Origin of the sequence: Pseudomonas sp. URIL14HWK12:I5, from assembly GCF_900176445.1 — a bacterium.
Taxonomy (GTDB): Bacteria; Pseudomonadota; Gammaproteobacteria; order Pseudomonadales; family Pseudomonadaceae; genus Aquipseudomonas; species Aquipseudomonas monteilii.
Window position 1 is genome coordinate 118,102 of the sequence record NZ_FWXQ01000005.1, and the last position, 14,751, is coordinate 132,852.

Here is a 14,751-nt window from a genome sequence, read left to right on the forward strand (position 1 = left end):
GGTCTGAACGCTCCGACCCTGAAGCATTGCCATGGCAAGATGCGCGGCCTTTGGATAAAATGCGCCCCCGTTTCACCCTGTATCGAGCCTGCCGTGAGCAAACAACCCGACCGCCTCTTCTCCCAGCCCCTGGAGCAGGTGCCTGATTTCGTCTTCAACGAGGACGTGGTGCGTGTGTTCCCGGACATGATCAAACGCTCGGTGCCCGGGTACCCGACCATCGTCGAGAACCTCGGTGTGCTGGCCGCACGTTTCGCCCAGCCAAATACCGCGCTGTACGACCTGGGTGCATCGCTGGGGGCAGTCACCCAGTCGCTGCGCCGCCATGTGCGCAGCGACGGCTGCCGGGTGATCGCGGTGGACAATTCCGCCGCCATGGTCGAGCGTTGCCGCCAGTACCTCACCGCCCAGGACTCGATGTTCCAGGAGCTGCTGCCGGTGCACGTGCTGGAGGCCGATATCCTTACCCTGCCCTTCGAGCCCGCCTCGGTAGTGGCGATGAACTTCACCCTGCAGTTCATCGCCCCCGACCAGCGTCTGGAACTGCTCGGCCGTATCCGCCAGGCACTGCTACCCGGTGGCGCGCTGATCCTCTCGGAAAAGCTGCGGTTCGCCGATGAGCAAGAGCAGGACCTGCTCAATGAACTGCACCTGGACTTCAAGCGGGCCAATGGCTACAGCGAACTGGAAATCGCCCAGAAGCGCAGCGCCATTGAAAACGTGATGCGCCCCGATACCCTCGAAGCCCACCAGGAGCGCCTGCGCGCCGCCGGTTTCTCGAAAGTGGTGCCTTGGTTCCAATGCCTTAACTTCGCCTCGCTGATAGCCCTGCCATGATCGATCTGTCCCCCCTCGTCCGCCGCCTGGCGGGCACGCCCCTGGCTTCCTGGTCGCAAGGCCTGCAAGCGCAACTGGAAGCCAAGCTGGAGAAAGGCCACGGTGACCTCGACCGCTGGCGTGGTGCGCTCGATGCCCTGCCCGCCCTGCAACCCAGCGATATCGACCTGGTCAACGGGCTGCGTCTGGACTGCGACTGCGACGACGCCACCCGTGCGCAAATGCGTCAGGCACTGATGGGCCTGTCGCCTTGGCGCAAAGGCCCGTTCGACCTGTTTGGCGTGCATGTGGATACCGAGTGGCATTCGGACTGGAAATGGTCTCGCGTTGCGCCGCACCTGGACCTCAAAGGCAAGCGTGTGCTCGACGTGGGCTGTGGCAACGGCTACTACCAGTGGCGCATGCTCGGTGCCGGGGCCGACATGGTGATCGGCGTCGACCCCAACTGGCTGTTCTTCTGCCAGTTCCAGGCCGTGCAGCAATACCTGCCGGAGCTGCCGGCGTGGCATCTGCCGTTCGCCCTGGAGGACCTTCCCGCCAACCTGGAAGGTTTCGACACGGTGTTTTCCATGGGCGTGTTCTACCACCGCCGCTCCCCCATCGAACACTTGCTGGCACTGAAAGACTGCCTGGTCAAAGGTGGCGAGCTAGTGCTGGAGACCCTGGTGATCGAAGGCGACGAAAACCAGGTACTGGTACCTGAAGACCGTTATGCGCAGATGCGCAACGTCTGGTACTTGCCATCGGTTCCCGCCCTGGAGCGCTGGTTGCGCCGTGCCGGTTTCAGCGATGTGCGTTGCGTCGATGTTTGCGTGACCAGCGTTGAGGAGCAGCGCAGCACCGAGTGGATGCGCTATCAGTCGCTGGGCGACTTCCTCGACCCGAACGACCACAGCAAGACCATCGAAGGCCTGCCGGCCCCACGCCGCGCCACCCTGCTGGCGCGCAAATAAAAAAGGCGCCCGATCGGGCGCCTGAATACACCTGCGCCGAGGAGCTGTCGCGCGCAGGTGCTGTTACCTCAGTCCTTGGCCACCTCGCGGGCCTTCTCTTGCGCCTTGCGCTCGCGTTCGGCAACGGCTTGTTGCTTGTCGCCGTGCAAGCGCTGCTGGTCTTCGCGGAAAGCTTGCCAGAACTGCCTGGAGCGTTCCGCACCGCCCTCGGCATAGACGCTGGCGCTGCCCAGGGCAAGGGTGGCCAACAGCAGGTATTTGGTCAGGTTCATCGTGGTTGCCTCGTGCTAACCGATCAGACACGGCCATCCTAGTGAGGGGAAACTAACAGCAAGGTGAGGCGGGGATTACAGTCCTGCAATCTGCGCAGAACAGACAGCCAGATAACCGCAGCATTACAAATCCGTTATCTGCGCCGCGATTCCCTTCTCATGCCGTAACATCCCGCCCCTTGACCCTGATGCCACTACAGGGTCGAGAATCGCCCACTTTCATCACACCGAGCCCCTTCATGCGCCTACTGATCATCGAGGACGAACTGCGTACCGCCGATTACCTGCAACAGGGCCTGCGCGAAAACGGCTACGTGGTCGACTGCGCCCATACCGGCACCGACGGCCTGCACTTGGCCCGCCAGCAGCCGTACGACCTGGTCATCCTCGACGTCAACCTGCCAGAGCTCGATGGCTGGACCGTGCTGCAGCGGCTGCGTGCCGAGTCGGCCACGCGCATCATGATGCTCACCGCTCACGGTCGTCTCGCCGACCGGGTCAAAGGCCTGGACCTGGGCGCCGATGACTACTTGCTCAAGCCCTTCGAGTTCCCCGAGTTGCTGGCCCGCATCCGCAGCCTGCTGCGCCGCAACGACCAGCAACTGCAGCCGAGCACCCTGCGCGTCGCCGACCTGGAGCTGGACCCCGGCCGCCACCGCGCCTACCGCGCCGGGCAACGCATCGACCTGACCGCCAAGGAGTTCGCGCTGCTACACCTGCTGATGCGTCAGACCGGCGAAGTGTTATCGCGCACACAGATCATCTCGTTGGTCTGGGACATGAATTTCGACTGCGACACCAACGTGGTCGAGGTCTCGATCCGGCGCCTGCGGGCGAAGATAGACGACCCGTTCGACAACAAGCTCATCCACACCCTGCGTGGCGTAGGCTATGTACTCGAGGCGCGCTTTTGAAAAACCCCAGCCTGTCGCTGCGCCTGGGCCTGAGCGTCACACTGATGGGCGCCGCACTCGTGCTGCTGCTTGCCTGCCTGGCGGTGTTCGCGCTGGATCACGAACTGGACAACCGCGCACGCAAAGACCTGGCGCGCAAGATGCTGCAGGTCGAGCACAACCTGCGCGTCGACCTGCGCAGCGAAGACCTGGGCAGCCGCGCCCACCCCCTGCTCGACCTGGTGATGGGGCATGACAACCTCAGCCTCAGCGTAATGGCCCTGGAGGGCCGCCACCCCCACCTGCTCAGCCTCGGCCCGGCTCTGGAGTCGCAGGTGGGCGATTTGCACACCGGTGCCCGCCTGCGCTTTCACGCCTGGCGCGACAGCAGCGGCAATCAGATCCTCACCGTGACTCGGCTGATGCGCCTGCGCGACAACACGCCGGTGAAGGTGATGATGTCGCTCAACCGCGGCGACGACAACGCCCTGCTGCAGGCTTACCTGCATTCCACTTTGCTCGCTTTGCCGCTGCTGCTGGTCTTGATTGGCGCGGGCGCCTGGTGGCTGATGCAACGCGGCCTGAAACCCCTGCGGCACTTCCGGCGCATTGCCGGGCAGGTATCGGCCCAGGACCTGCAGCATCGTTTGCCCGCCACCGGCTTGCCGCAGGAGCTGGCAGAACTGGCCAGCAGCATCAACGTCATGCTCGATCGCCTCGACCAAGGTATCAGCCAGTTGTCGCAGTTTTCCGATGATCTGGCCCATGAACTGCGCACCCCATTGAGCAACCTGATGGGCAAGGCGCAGGTGACCCTGGCCCGTGAGCGGGACAACGCCAACTACCGGGAAGTGCTGGAAGACAGCATCGAGGAACTGACGCGGCTCAACCGCATCATCAACGACATGCTGTTTCTCGCCCAGGTCAGCCAGCCTCAGGTGCAGATCGCGCTCAAACCGATGGCATTGGCCGGCGAGGCTGCAAGGGTGGCCGAGCTGTTTGCTTTCAGCGCCGAGGTGAAAGCCGTTGAATTGCGTGTTCAGGGGTGGGGCACGGCGCTGGGTGACCGGTTGATGTTCCAGCGGGCGTTGTCGAACCTGCTAAGCAATGCGATACGGCATGGCCCTGAGGGTGAGCCCATCGAACTGCGTATCGAACGGTATGGCAACGAAGTACGGCTATCTGTGGAGAACCAGGGCCCCGGCATTGCTGCCGAGCACCAGTCGCGCTTGTTCGAGCGGTTTTACCGGGTGGGCTCGGGGCGCTCGCGTCTGGAGGGCGGGACCGGGTTGGGGTTGGCGATCGTGAAGTCGATCATGCAGTTGCATGGTGGGCGGGTCGAAGTGAACAGCAGCCCCCTTGGGCCTACCCGCTTTACCCTGGTGTTTCCTGCCGAGTAATCGGCTGCTTGTACCGGCCTCTTCGCGGGCAAGCCCGCGAAGAGGCCGGTACAAGCGACCATCAAATCAGCGCGAAGCCGCCACGATCAGCGCCTTCATCTCGGCCACTGCGGCCTTGAAGCCAACGAACAGCGCATGCGCCACCAGCGCATGGCCAATGTTCAGCTCATTGATACCCTTGATCGCCGCCACCGCCTCAACGTTGTGGTAATGCAGCCCGTGACCGGCATTGACGATCAGCCCCTGCCCCACGCCAAAGGCCACGCCATCGACAATACGCTTGAGTTCCTCAGCCACTTCAGCCGGGGTTTCGGCATCGGCGTAACGCCCGGTGTGCAGCTCGACGGCCGGCGCGCCTACGCGACGTGACGCCTCGATCTGCCGCTCGTCAGCATCGATGAACAACGACACCTCGGCACCGGTGCGCGACAGGCGCTCCACGGCGGCCTTGATTCGCGCCTCTTGTCCCGCCACATCCAGGCCACCTTCGGTGGTCAACTCCTGACGGGTTTCGGGGACCAGGCAAATGTGCGCAGGGCGGATCTTCTCGGCAAAGGCCATCATCTCTTCGGTGACGCCCATCTCGAAGTTCATGCGCGTCTGCAGCACATCCTTGAGCAGCACCACGTCACGCTCCTGGATGTGCCGGCGGTCTTCGCGCAGGTGCACGGTGATGCCATCGGCACCCGCCTCTTCGGCGTCCAGAGCAGCCTTGACCGGATCAGGGTAACGCGTGCCCCGGGCCTGGCGCAGGGTCGCCACGTGGTCGATGTTTACGCCAAGAAGCATGCGGTTGCTGTGAGTCACGAAAGGCTCTCCTGAAGATTGAGCCCCACAGCATACGTCGTGATCAGCGCTTGCGAAACAGTTCCCGGCTGACCAGCGGTTTTGCGCCCAGGTGAACGGCCAATGCCTGGCGCATCAGGCGCTTGGCGGCGAGCAAGGCGCCTGGGGCGTTCCAATCGGCTTCGGCCAAGGCAATGAGCTCGGTGCCGCGGAACAGGCCGGGTTGCACCAGCTCGACCCGCTCCAGACCGGCATCCACGCGCAAGCGGTAAAGGCCGTCGGCCACGATGGAGTGGTCGTTGACGTCATGGTTCAAGGAAAACGCATAACCGAGTTCGTCCAGCAGCCGCCATTCGAACGAACGCAGCAGCGGCTCCAGCGGGCGCCCGGCGGCCAAGGCTTGCAGGGTCAATGTGTAATGCTCGAACAGGGCCGGGAACGGCGCTTCAGCCGGCAGCAGGCGCATGAGCAGCTCGTTGAGGTACAAGCCGCTGAACAGGGCATCACCGTGTAGCCAAGCCGCAATCCCGACGCTGTCCATGCGACCGACATTCTTCAGCTCGCCACGCCCGCGCAGCTCCACCTCCACCGGCACGAACGGCCGCACCAGGCTGCCGCCCTTGCCGCGCGCACGGCGCAGCACAGCGCGCATGCGGCCCTGCGGGGTGAAGAAGTCTACCAGCGCGCTGGTTTCCTTGTAGGCACGGCTGTGCAGCACATAGGCTGGCTGGCCGACGGGTTGTTCCATAAGTGATCTCTAAAAGCCACATGCAACTGTGGGAGCGGGTTCACCCGCGAATGCGCCAGTGAACCCACCATAGCATTCGCGGGTGAACCCGCTCCCACAGAGATACCTGAGCCGTCAGGTAGCCTTACAGGTCGCCGTAACCCAGCGAACGCAGGGCGCGCTCGTCGTCGGACCAGCCGCCTTTCACCTTGACCCACAGGTTGAGCATGACCTTGGAGTCGAACAGCACTTCCATGTCCTTGCGCGCCTCGGAGCCGATGCGCTTGATGCGCTCGCCCTTGTCGCCAATGATGATTTTCTTTTGACCATCACGCTCGACCAGAATCAGCGCATGAATGTGCAGCACATGGCCCTGTTGCTTGAATTCCTCGATCTCCACGGTGATCTGATACGGCAGTTCCGCACCCAGCTGGCGCATGATCTTCTCGCGCACCAGTTCGGCGGCCAGGAAACGGCTGCTGCGGTCAGTGATCTGGTCTTCCGGGAAGAAGTGATCGTTTTCAGGCAAGTGCTTGGCGATCTGTGCTTCCAGCGCTTCGAGGTTGTGACCCTGCTGCGCGGAGATCGGCATCACCTCGGCGTTAGGCAGTTGCTCCTGCAGCCACTGCAGGTGCGGAATCAACTCGGCCTTCTCTTCCATGCGGTCGGTCTTGTTGACCGCGATGATCAGCGGGCCAGTCACGTACTGCACGCGCTCCAGCACCAGTTGGTCCTCGTCGGTCCACTTGGTGCGGTCGACCACGAAAATCACCACGTCGACGTCCTTCAGGGCCGCCGAGGCGTTGCGGTTCATGTAGCGGTTCAGGGCCTTGTCGTTGGCCTTGTGCATACCCGGGGTATCGACGTAGATCGCCTGCACGTCACCCTCGGTCTTGATGCCGAGCATGTTGTGGCGGGTGGTCTGCGGCTTGCGCGAAGTAATCGCCAGCTTCTGGCCGAGGATGTGGTTGAGCAGGGTCGACTTGCCGACGTTGGGGCGGCCGACAATGGCGACGTAGCCGCAGCGGGTCGGGTTGTTATCAGTCATTGCCATTCTCCACGCCCAGGGCGATCAGTGCAGACGCGGCAGCTACTTGCTCGGCAATACGCCGGCTAACGCCCTGACCACGGCTCTTGTTGTTCAGCAGCACCACTTCGCATTCGACGAAGAACGTGCGGCAGTGCGGTTCACCCTGGATATCCACCACTTCGTAGCGCGGCAGCTCACAGCTGCGCGACTGCAGAAACTCTTGCAGGCGGGTTTTCGGGTCCTTGTTGGTATCGACCAGGGTCAAGCCCTCGAACTCATCGGCAAGCCAGGCCAGAACGCGCTCCCGTGCGGTTTCCATATCGGCGTCCAGGTAGATGGCACCGATCAGTGCCTCCAGGGCGTCGGCCAGGATCGACTCGCGACGGAAACCGCCGCTCTTGAGCTCACCCGAACCCAGGCGCAAATATTCGCCCAGGTCGAAACCACGGGCCAGCCGGGCCAGGGTTTCGCCCTTGACCAGCCGCGCACGCAGGCGTGACAGCTGGCCTTCACGGGCCTGCGGGAAACGCTCGAAAAGCGCTTCGCCGGCGACGAAGTTGAGAATGGCGTCACCGAGAAACTCCAGGCGCTCGTTGTTGCGCCCGGCATAGCTGCGATGGGTCAGCGCCAGGAGCATCTGGTCCTGGTTCTTGAAGGTGTAACCGAGCTTTCGCTCCAGACGGGCAAGGGAAGCACTCATGCGGCCACCCGTTCGTTGTTCAACGCGTTGTTCAAATCAACATCCTGAAAGACTGTTTGGCTGTGGTTCGCCACGTGATGTGCGACGAATCTCCCGATCCCTGAGAACACAGCCTATGTCAGAAATGCATTCGGCGCTGTCTGCTGGACAGCGCCGATGGGTATCAATGGATCAGGCCAACCCGCGACAGGTTGGGCAGGTGGCTGAGCTTGGGTTCTGGCCAGCTCATCCACACCGCAAAGGCCTTGCCGACGATGTTCCGGTCCGGAACCATGCCGTGCAGCTCCTTGGGAATGTTCGGGTCATCCCAGAAACGGCTGTCGTTGGAATTGTCGCGGTTGTCGCCCATCATGAAGTAATGGCCTGCCGGCACGGTCCATTGCTGGTCCGGCGGCATGCGGTAACGGCTCATTTCCTTGCGGATCAGGTGTTCGGCCTCGCCGAGTTTTTCCTTGTACAGCTCGGCGCTGCCCAAGGTACCTGGCTCGGTGCCCACCAGTTGTTCGGCAATCGGCTGGCCGTTGACGAACAGCCGCTTGTCGTTGGTGTAGCGAACCACATCACCCGGCAAGCCAACCACACGCTTGATGTAGTTGACGTTCGGGTCGCTCGGGTAGCGGAACACCATTACATCACCGCGTTGCGGGTCACCGACCTCGATGACCTTCTTGTCGATCACCGGCAAACGAATGCCGTACGAGAACTTGTTCACCAGGATGAAATCGCCCACTTCCAGGGTCGGTTTCATCGACCCCGAAGGGATCTGGAACGGTTCGACCAGGAACGAGCGCAGCACCAGCACGATGAACAGCACCGGAAAGAACGACTTGCCGTACTCGACCAGCAACGGTTCCTTGTTCAGGCGCTCGACCACGGCCATCTCGGGCTGGCTGACGCTGCCCTGGTAGTTGGCGATTGCTGCGCGCCGGCGCGGGGCCAGGAACAGCAGGTCGATCAAGCCCAGCAGACCGCAGACGAAGACGGCGATGACTAGCAACAGCGGGAAATTTAGCGACATAGGACCTAGCTATCCAACCTGAGCACGGCGAGGAAGGCTTCTTGTGGAATCTCCACGTTGCCCACCTGTTTCATGCGTTTCTTACCGGCCTTCTGCTTCTCCAGCAGTTTCTTCTTACGGCTGACGTCACCACCGTAGCACTTAGCCAGTACGTTCTTTCTGAGCGCCTTGACGGTTGTCCGGGCGATGATCTGGCCGCCGATAGCTGCCTGGATCGCCACGTCGAACATCTGCCGAGGGATCAGTTCCTTCATCTTTTCGGTCAACGCACGGCCTTTGTAGGCCGCGTTGTCGCGGTGCACGATCAATGCCAAAGCATCGACCTTGTCGCCGTTGATCAGTACATCCAGCTTGACCAGGTTGGCCGACTGGTAGCGGTCGAAATGATAGTCCAGCGAAGCATAGCCGCGGCTGGTGGACTTGAGGCGGTCGAAGAAGTCCAGTACCACTTCGTTCATCGGCATGTCGTAACGCACCTGAACCTGGCTGCCGAGGAACTGCATGTCGCGCTGCACGCCACGCTTCTCGATGCACAGGGTGATGACGTTACCCAGGTGCTCTTGCGGTACCAGAATGGTCGCGGTGACGATCGGCTCACGGAAGTCGGCCACAGCCGATACGTCTGGCAGCTTCGACGGGTTGTCGACAACGATGGTTTCGCCGGTTTTCAGCTCCAGCTCGTAGATCACGCTAGGTGCGGTGGTGATCAGGTCCAGGTCGTATTCGCGCTCCAGGCGCTCCTGGATGATCTCCATGTGCAGCATGCCAAGGAAGCCGCAACGGAAGCCGAAGCCCAGGGCGTCAGAGCTTTCCGGCATGTACTGCAGCGACGAGTCGTTCAGGGTCAGCTTCTGCAGGGCATCGCGGAAGTCTTCGAAGTCGTCGGAGCTGACCGGGAACAGGCCGGCGTAAACCTGCGGCTGGATCTTCTTGAAGCCTGGCAGCACTTCGACCTCAGGGGTCGAGGACAGGGTCAGGGTGTCACCCACAGGGGCACCGTGAATGTCCTTGATGCTGGCGATGATGAAGCCTACTTCGCCGGCTTTCAGGTCTGCGGTCTGGGTGTGTTTCGGGGTGAATACACCCACGCTGTCGACCAGGTGCACCTTGCCGGTGGACTTGACCAGGATCTTGTCACCCTTCTTGACGCGGCCCTGGCGCACGCGCACCAGCGAGACCACGCCCAGGTAGTTGTCGAACCAGGAGTCGATGATCAGCGCTTGCAGCGGCGCATCGATCTCGCCCTCGGGTGCAGGAATGGAGTGCACCAGGCGCTCGAGCACCTCGTCCACGCCCATGCCGCTTTTGGCACTGCAGGCCACCGCGTCGGTAGCGTCGATGCCGATGATCTTCTCGATCTCGTCCTTGACGCGGTCCGGGTCGGCCTGGGGCAGGTCCATCTTGTTCAGCACCGGCATGACCTCCAGGCCCTGCTCGATGGCGGTGTAGCAGTTGGCCACGGACTGGGCCTCCACGCCCTGGCCGGCGTCGACGACCAGCAGAGCACCTTCACAGGCCGCCAGCGAGCGCGAGACTTCGTAGGTGAAGTCGACGTGGCCGGGGGTGTCAATGAAGTTCAACTGGTAGGTCTTGCCGTCCTGCGCCTTGTAGTGCAGCGTGACGCTGTGGGCCTTGATGGTAATACCGCGTTCACGCTCCAGGTCCATGGAATCAAGCACCTGGGCTTCCATTTCGCGTGCCGACAGGCCACCGCACATCTGGATGAAACGGTCGGCCAGCGTCGACTTGCCATGGTCGATGTGGGCGATGATGGAGAAATTGCGGATATGACTCAAATCACTCACGGGTCAACACTCGAAAAGGCTGCGAGCCGGACGCCCGCCGAAAAATAGCCGGGAATTGTACCTCAAGCTGCCGGGATATGGGAGATTCCTCTGTCCGACTGTACACAGCAATCCACCGTCCAATTGTGAATAATCATGAAAAAGGGCAGCCGTAGCTGCCCTTTTTCCCTTTCCAGGCCGCTTATTCAGCGAGCTTGAAGGTGATGAAGCTGGCGCGGCCCTGACGCAGCACGCGCATCGACACCGAACGGTTCTTCGGCAGCTCCTTGGCGATTTCGGTGAACTCTTTGGCCGAACCGATGGCCTGGTTGTTCAGGTGGCTGATGACATCACCCGGACGCAGACCGATCAGCGCTGCCGGGCCATCCTGCACTTCCTTGATGACCACACCGCCTTTGAGCTCCAGGGATTTCTTCTGCTCGGCGGTCAGGTCGGCGACCGACACACCCAGACGGTTACTGCTGCGCTCGGCACTGCCATCGGCACCGGTGCCGATGTCGGCATCATCGTCCGGCAGCGCGCCGACGCTGATGTCCAGGGTCTGGCGCTTGCCGTTGCGGATGATTTCCAGCTTGGCCTTCTCGCCATCCTTGAGGCCGCCCACCAGGTGTGGCAGGTCGGCCGACATGACGATTGGCTGGCCGTTCATGCTCAGGATCACGTCGCCCACCTGCAGGCCGCCCTTGGCTGCCGGGCCGTTTTCCAGCACCTGGGCCACCAGGGCACCGGCCGGTTTTTCCAGACCGAAGGATTCCGCCAGGTCCTTGTTGACCTCCTGAATGACCACGCCCAGCCAGCCGCGGCTGACCTTACCGTCTTTCTTCAGCTGGTTGGACACATCGATCGCCACATCGATCGGGATGGCGAATGACAGGCCCATGAAGCCACCGGAGCGGGTGAAGATCTGCGAGTTGATACCCACCACCTCGCCCTTCATGTTGAACAGCGGGCCGCCGGAGTTACCCGGGTTGATGGCCACGTCAGTCTGGATGAACGGTACATAGGTGTCGTTTGGCAAGGTACGGCCCTTGGCGCTGACGATGCCTTTGGTCACCGAATGGTCGAAGCCGAACGGCGAACCGATGGCCAATACCCATTCGCCCACCTTGAGTTTCTCGGAGTCACCCAACTTGACCGTCGGCAGGTTCTTGCCTTCGACCTTGAGCAGAGCCACGTCGGTGCGCGGGTCGGTGCCGACCAGCTTGGCCTGCAGCTCGCTGCGGTCCGACAGGCGGACGATGATCTCGTCGGCATCGGCCACCACATGGTTGTTGGTCAGCACGTAGCCATCGCTGGAAATGATGAAGCCCGAGCCCAGCGACTGCGCCTCGCGCTGGCGGTCACCCCGCGGCGAACGCGGCTGCTGCGGCATGTTGCGCTCGAAGAACTCGCGGAACATCGGCGGCAGGCCTTCCAGGTCCGGCATCTGCCCGGCGGCGACGCGGTCGGGCAGCTTCTGCTTGGTACTGATGTTGACCACGGCCGGCGAGGCCTGCTCGACGAGGGTGGTGAAGTCCGGCAGGGCTTCCTCGGCCTGGGCGGTGAGCACCTGGCCAAGCATCAGCACGGCGGCGAACATCGTTAGGTAGGATTTCAAGCGTGGTATTGACATACGGCTCCCGTCACAACGAGCGGTAGTTTAGAAAGGCCCCTGCACAAAGCAGGAAAGGCCAGGCTCCTGAAAGCCTGACCTATAGAAAATTTGCCGGTGGATTGCAAATGACAATGCTTTAATTTCATTTCAGCCGTATGTCCGCCTGCCTTGGCACGGCCCTCAAACGCGCGCCATCACTGGCGCGCCTGGGCATCCTGAGGGCGCATCGACAAAGCGACGCGTTCTGCCGTACCGAGCGGAATTTCGCCCACCACGGTCACCATCACCTTGCCCTTTGGCGTATTCAGGCGACGCGAAACGGCCGAAGTCGGGCCGAGCTGGGTGCGCATATCGGTGCCACCGTCATCGTTCACAGGTTCGAGGAACACGGAAAAACGTGCGAGGCCATCGTCATACATCAGGCTGCTGACCGAACTTTTGTGTTTGGGGTCGCGGCTCACCGAGCTGTTAACCAGTTCGAACCCGGGCGGCAGCCAATCCGAGCGCCAGCCAGCAACGCTGTCATTGCTGACGGGCCCGCCATGCTGCACAGGCTTGCAGGTAGCGCTGGGGCGCAAGTCATCGTCGCCAGGCGGCTCGTCGGTATCGAGGCGGGTCATCTGGAAGCGCTCCAGCAACTGCCCTTTGTCGTTGAGCATCAACGAGCGCAGTGGCAGGCCGGTATTACGGTCCAGGTGCAGTTCGAAGGCATAGCGGTGCTGGTCGCGGGGTGTGAGCGTCACGATCACGGCGTCGCGCCCTGCGACCCGTGACTTGCCAGCCACGCTCAAATCGTACCAGCCCATCAGTTTCAGCGGATCAAGCACACGCGGTGCGGTGTCTGGCGGTGCCGTGACACTGCTCACCAAGGCCCCACTGACACACTCCACCTTCCCATCCACACGCACGATTTCCTGGGCGGCGCCATCGAGCTGCAGCAGCCGCTCGCTGACCTTGCCGTCCTCGACCCGGTGCCAGATATCGTGGGAAGAGAAGCTGCCGTTGCGCTCGTAGACGAAAGAGCCTTGGTAGCTCTGCTTTTGCTCGGCCTGTGCCAGCTTGTTCAGCCACTCACTCGCCTGGGGCGAGGAATTGGCCGCCAATGCTGGCACCATCATGCAGCTGCCAATCAGCAGCGACAACAGAGGTAGCGCGCGCATGATCCTCCTTACTTAACGGTTTTCCAGGCTGGCAGCGCGGGCATAAGGCAATGCGGTTTCAGTGCCCTTGAGCGCAGATTCCTGGGCATGCTGGCGCAGGTAGCCTGGCAGACGCTGATCCCAGCCGGCCTGGTTCTGCAGCACGCCGTTGGCCATTGGCCCGGTCGGTTGCTCGCTGCTCTCACTATAGCCTGCCAAAACGGCCGGGCCTTGTGCTTGTGGCACGCTCAGGCCTTGCTGGGCAGGCTGCTGGGCTGCAAGCTCCGCACCGGTGATTTCGTCCTGGTTGTACATGCGTACACCAGCGAGCACCGCAACGGTGACCGAAGCCGCTACAGCCAGGCGGCCAATGCTGCGCCACGGGCCTTTCTTGACCTTGGCCGGGACCGCTTCGTCAGCCAGCGCAGCAGACACCGCCGAGGCGATATCCAGGTTAGGCAGCAGCAGCTCCTTGTGCATGGCTGCACGGGCCACCTGGTAACGCGACCAGGTGGCACGGGCTTCGGCATCGTCGACGGCGTTCAACACCCGACGCAATTCCAGTTCGTCCGCTTCGTTATCCATCACCGCGGACAGCGATTCCTGCAAAGCTTCACGACTCATGGTGGTTCCTCTCTTGGCTGTCGCCGCTGTCTCAGGTTTCCTGCAACAACGGCTGCAGGGCTTTGTCTATGGCCTCCCGAGCGCGAAAGATTCGAGAGCGCACGGTACCCACCGGACATTGCATGACACTGGCAATGTCTTCGTAACTCAGCCCGTCGAACTCGCGCAGGGTCAGTGCCGTGCGCAGGTCTTCGGGCAGTTGCTGGATGGTGCGATGGACGGTGCCTTCGATTTCATCCCGCAACAACGAGCGCTCTGGGGACTCGAGATCCTTGAGGCCATGATCGCCGTCGTAAAACTCCGCATCCTCGGAGCTCACATCACTGTCTGGCGGCCGTCTTCCACGGGACACCAGGTAATTCTTCGCCGTGTTGATGGCGATACGGTACAGCCAGGTATAAAACGCACTGTCACCGCGAAAATTGCCAAGCGCACGGTAGGCCTTGATAAAGGCTTCCTGCGCCACATCCTGGGCTTCGTGGGTATCGTGAACGAACCGCACGATCAACCCGAGAATCTTGTGCTGATACTTCAGCACCAACAGATCGAACGCTCGCCTGTCGCCGCGCTGAACGCGCTCGACAAGCTGCTGATCCTCTTCCTGGGTTAGCATGAACACTCCTCGGTGAACTCGAAGGAGCGTTGCAACAGCCATCGATCAGGCTTGCAACCATAGACTCGGGCTTTACGCAAAAGTTCTCCCCTCCAAGCAAGTTTCCTGCAGCCCTTGGTCGGCTTGCACGAAAGACGCGGCGCGGTCACGGCCGGCTACGTCAATAATCAGGTTTCGAATACGCAGAGACAGCCCGGACAGGCCTGCCACCCTGCGTCGCCGCGGCAAATTGTGGCGTGCGGGCAGCCTTCATAGGATTTCCGGCCATGCCGGAAAGTTCCCACAAAGGTTGCCGCAACCTGGCAAGTGGCATGGAAATTGGCCACCCCGGGCTGCTATAAAGGCATCCCGGCCAAGTTT

Annotated in this window: 15 protein-coding genes; 4 read left to right on the plus strand and 11 right to left on the minus strand. The window is 61.9% G+C overall.

What is annotated here, in order from left to right; all coding sequences use genetic code 11:
- Positions 1 to 93 precede the first annotated feature (93 nt).
- Together cmoA and cmoB are read left to right on the plus strand one after the other, a co-directional pair.
- The gene (gene cmoA / locus B9A31_RS13150; protein WP_019097224.1) at positions 94 to 837 is read left to right on the plus strand and encodes a carboxy-S-adenosyl-L-methionine synthase CmoA; all 744 of its coding nucleotides are present in this window, start codon (positions 94 to 96) and stop codon (positions 835 to 837) included.
- The gene (gene cmoB / locus B9A31_RS13155; protein ID WP_019097225.1) at positions 834 to 1,790 is read left to right on the plus strand and encodes a tRNA 5-methoxyuridine(34)/uridine 5-oxyacetic acid(34) synthase CmoB; all 957 of its coding nucleotides are present in this window, start codon (positions 834 to 836) and stop codon (positions 1,788 to 1,790) included. Before cmoA ends, cmoB begins: the two co-directional genes overlap by 4 nt.
- A 68-nt stretch (positions 1,791 to 1,858) precedes the next feature.
- Here cmoB and B9A31_RS13160 read toward each other — a convergent pair whose 3' ends face one another.
- Complete coding sequence (locus B9A31_RS13160; RefSeq protein ID WP_009684756.1) at positions 1,859 to 2,062, minus strand: hypothetical protein; 204 nt, start codon at positions 2,060 to 2,062, stop codon at positions 1,859 to 1,861.
- 239 nt (positions 2,063 to 2,301) lie between these two features.
- On the opposite strand from B9A31_RS13160, the gene B9A31_RS13165 reads away from it, so the two are divergent.
- Together B9A31_RS13165 and B9A31_RS13170 are read left to right on the plus strand one after the other, a co-directional pair.
- Positions 2,302 to 2,976 (plus strand): heavy metal response regulator transcription factor, encoded by a 675-nt coding sequence (locus B9A31_RS13165; protein ID WP_003258489.1) that lies wholly within the window; start codon positions 2,302 to 2,304, stop codon positions 2,974 to 2,976.
- Positions 2,973 to 4,355, plus strand: a complete 1,383-nt coding sequence (locus B9A31_RS13170; protein WP_027615408.1) for a heavy metal sensor histidine kinase — start codon at positions 2,973 to 2,975, stop codon at positions 4,353 to 4,355. The genes B9A31_RS13165 and B9A31_RS13170 overlap by 4 nt, the downstream gene beginning before the upstream one ends.
- A 66-nt stretch (positions 4,356 to 4,421) precedes the next feature.
- Here the strand turns inward: B9A31_RS13170 and pdxJ are convergent, their stop codons facing one another.
- From pdxJ to rpoE, 10 genes are all read right to left on the minus strand, one after another.
- On the minus strand, positions 4,422 to 5,144 hold the full coding sequence (pdxJ, locus tag B9A31_RS13175; RefSeq protein WP_202607098.1) for a pyridoxine 5'-phosphate synthase: 723 nt from the start codon (positions 5,142 to 5,144) through the stop codon (positions 4,422 to 4,424).
- A 61-nt stretch (positions 5,145 to 5,205) separates the two neighbouring features.
- On the minus strand, positions 5,206 to 5,889 hold the full coding sequence (gene recO, locus B9A31_RS13180; protein WP_019097228.1) for a DNA repair protein RecO: 684 nt from the start codon (positions 5,887 to 5,889) through the stop codon (positions 5,206 to 5,208).
- Between the two features lie 124 nt (positions 5,890 to 6,013).
- A complete protein-coding gene (era, locus tag B9A31_RS13185) occupies positions 6,014 to 6,916 on the minus strand; it encodes a GTPase Era (RefSeq protein ID WP_016498176.1) in 903 nt (300 codons plus the stop codon).
- On the minus strand, positions 6,909 to 7,598 hold the full coding sequence (gene rnc, locus B9A31_RS13190) for a ribonuclease III (RefSeq protein ID WP_016713699.1): 690 nt from the start codon (positions 7,596 to 7,598) through the stop codon (positions 6,909 to 6,911). Before rnc ends, era begins: the two co-directional genes overlap by 8 nt.
- Positions 7,599 to 7,761: 163 nt before the next feature.
- Positions 7,762 to 8,616, minus strand: a complete 855-nt coding sequence (gene lepB, locus B9A31_RS13195) for a signal peptidase I (protein ID WP_016713698.1) — start codon at positions 8,614 to 8,616, stop codon at positions 7,762 to 7,764.
- Between the two features lie 5 nt (positions 8,617 to 8,621).
- Complete coding sequence (gene lepA, locus B9A31_RS13200) at positions 8,622 to 10,421, minus strand: translation elongation factor 4 (RefSeq protein ID WP_025754588.1); 1,800 nt, start codon at positions 10,419 to 10,421, stop codon at positions 8,622 to 8,624.
- 181 nt (positions 10,422 to 10,602) lie between these two features.
- Positions 10,603 to 12,000, minus strand: a complete 1,398-nt coding sequence (locus B9A31_RS13205; protein ID WP_371105074.1) for a DegQ family serine endoprotease — start codon at positions 11,998 to 12,000, stop codon at positions 10,603 to 10,605.
- 209 nt (positions 12,001 to 12,209) lie between these two features.
- On the minus strand, positions 12,210 to 13,175 hold the full coding sequence (locus B9A31_RS13210; protein WP_027609162.1) for a MucB/RseB C-terminal domain-containing protein: 966 nt from the start codon (positions 13,173 to 13,175) through the stop codon (positions 12,210 to 12,212).
- A gap of 12 nt (positions 13,176 to 13,187) precedes the next feature.
- Positions 13,188 to 13,778, minus strand: a complete 591-nt coding sequence (locus B9A31_RS13215; RefSeq protein ID WP_019097231.1) for a sigma-E factor negative regulatory protein — start codon at positions 13,776 to 13,778, stop codon at positions 13,188 to 13,190.
- 31 nt (positions 13,779 to 13,809) lie between these two features.
- Positions 13,810 to 14,391: an RNA polymerase sigma factor RpoE gene (rpoE, locus tag B9A31_RS13220; RefSeq protein WP_003252049.1), complete on the minus strand. Its 582-nt coding sequence runs from the start codon at positions 14,389 to 14,391 to the stop codon at positions 13,810 to 13,812.
- Positions 14,392 to 14,751: the final 360 nt, after the last annotated feature.

Excerpts from the sequence above, each read along its gene's own strand:
- cmoB (WP_019097225.1), top strand. The coding sequence starts at position 834 with ATGATCGATCTGTCCCCCCTCGTCCGCCGCCTGGCGGGCACGCCCCTG.
- B9A31_RS13160 (WP_009684756.1), bottom strand. The coding sequence starts at position 2,062 with ATGAACCTGACCAAATACCTGCTGTTGGCCACCCTTGCCCTGGGCAGC.
- B9A31_RS13165 (WP_003258489.1), top strand. The coding sequence starts at position 2,302 with ATGCGCCTACTGATCATCGAGGACGAACTGCGTACCGCCGATTACCTG.
- pdxJ (WP_202607098.1), bottom strand. The coding sequence starts at position 5,144 with ATGCTTCTTGGCGTAAACATCGACCACGTGGCGACCCTGCGCCAGGCC.
- recO (WP_019097228.1), bottom strand. The coding sequence starts at position 5,889 with ATGGAACAACCCGTCGGCCAGCCAGCCTATGTGCTGCACAGCCGTGCC.
- era (WP_016498176.1), bottom strand. The coding sequence starts at position 6,916 with ATGACTGATAACAACCCGACCCGCTGCGGCTACGTCGCCATTGTCGGC.
- rnc (WP_016713699.1), bottom strand. The coding sequence starts at position 7,598 with ATGAGTGCTTCCCTTGCCCGTCTGGAGCGAAAGCTCGGTTACACCTTC.
- lepB (WP_016713698.1), bottom strand. The coding sequence starts at position 8,616 with ATGTCGCTAAATTTCCCGCTGTTGCTAGTCATCGCCGTCTTCGTCTGC.
- B9A31_RS13205 (WP_371105074.1), bottom strand. The coding sequence starts at position 12,000 with ATGTTCGCCGCCGTGCTGATGCTTGGCCAGGTGCTCACCGCCCAGGCC.
- B9A31_RS13210 (WP_027609162.1), bottom strand. The coding sequence starts at position 13,175 with ATGCGCGCGCTACCTCTGTTGTCGCTGCTGATTGGCAGCTGCATGATG.
- B9A31_RS13215 (WP_019097231.1), bottom strand. The coding sequence starts at position 13,778 with ATGAGTCGTGAAGCTTTGCAGGAATCGCTGTCCGCGGTGATGGATAAC.
- rpoE (WP_003252049.1), bottom strand. The coding sequence starts at position 14,391 with ATGCTAACCCAGGAAGAGGATCAGCAGCTTGTCGAGCGCGTTCAGCGC.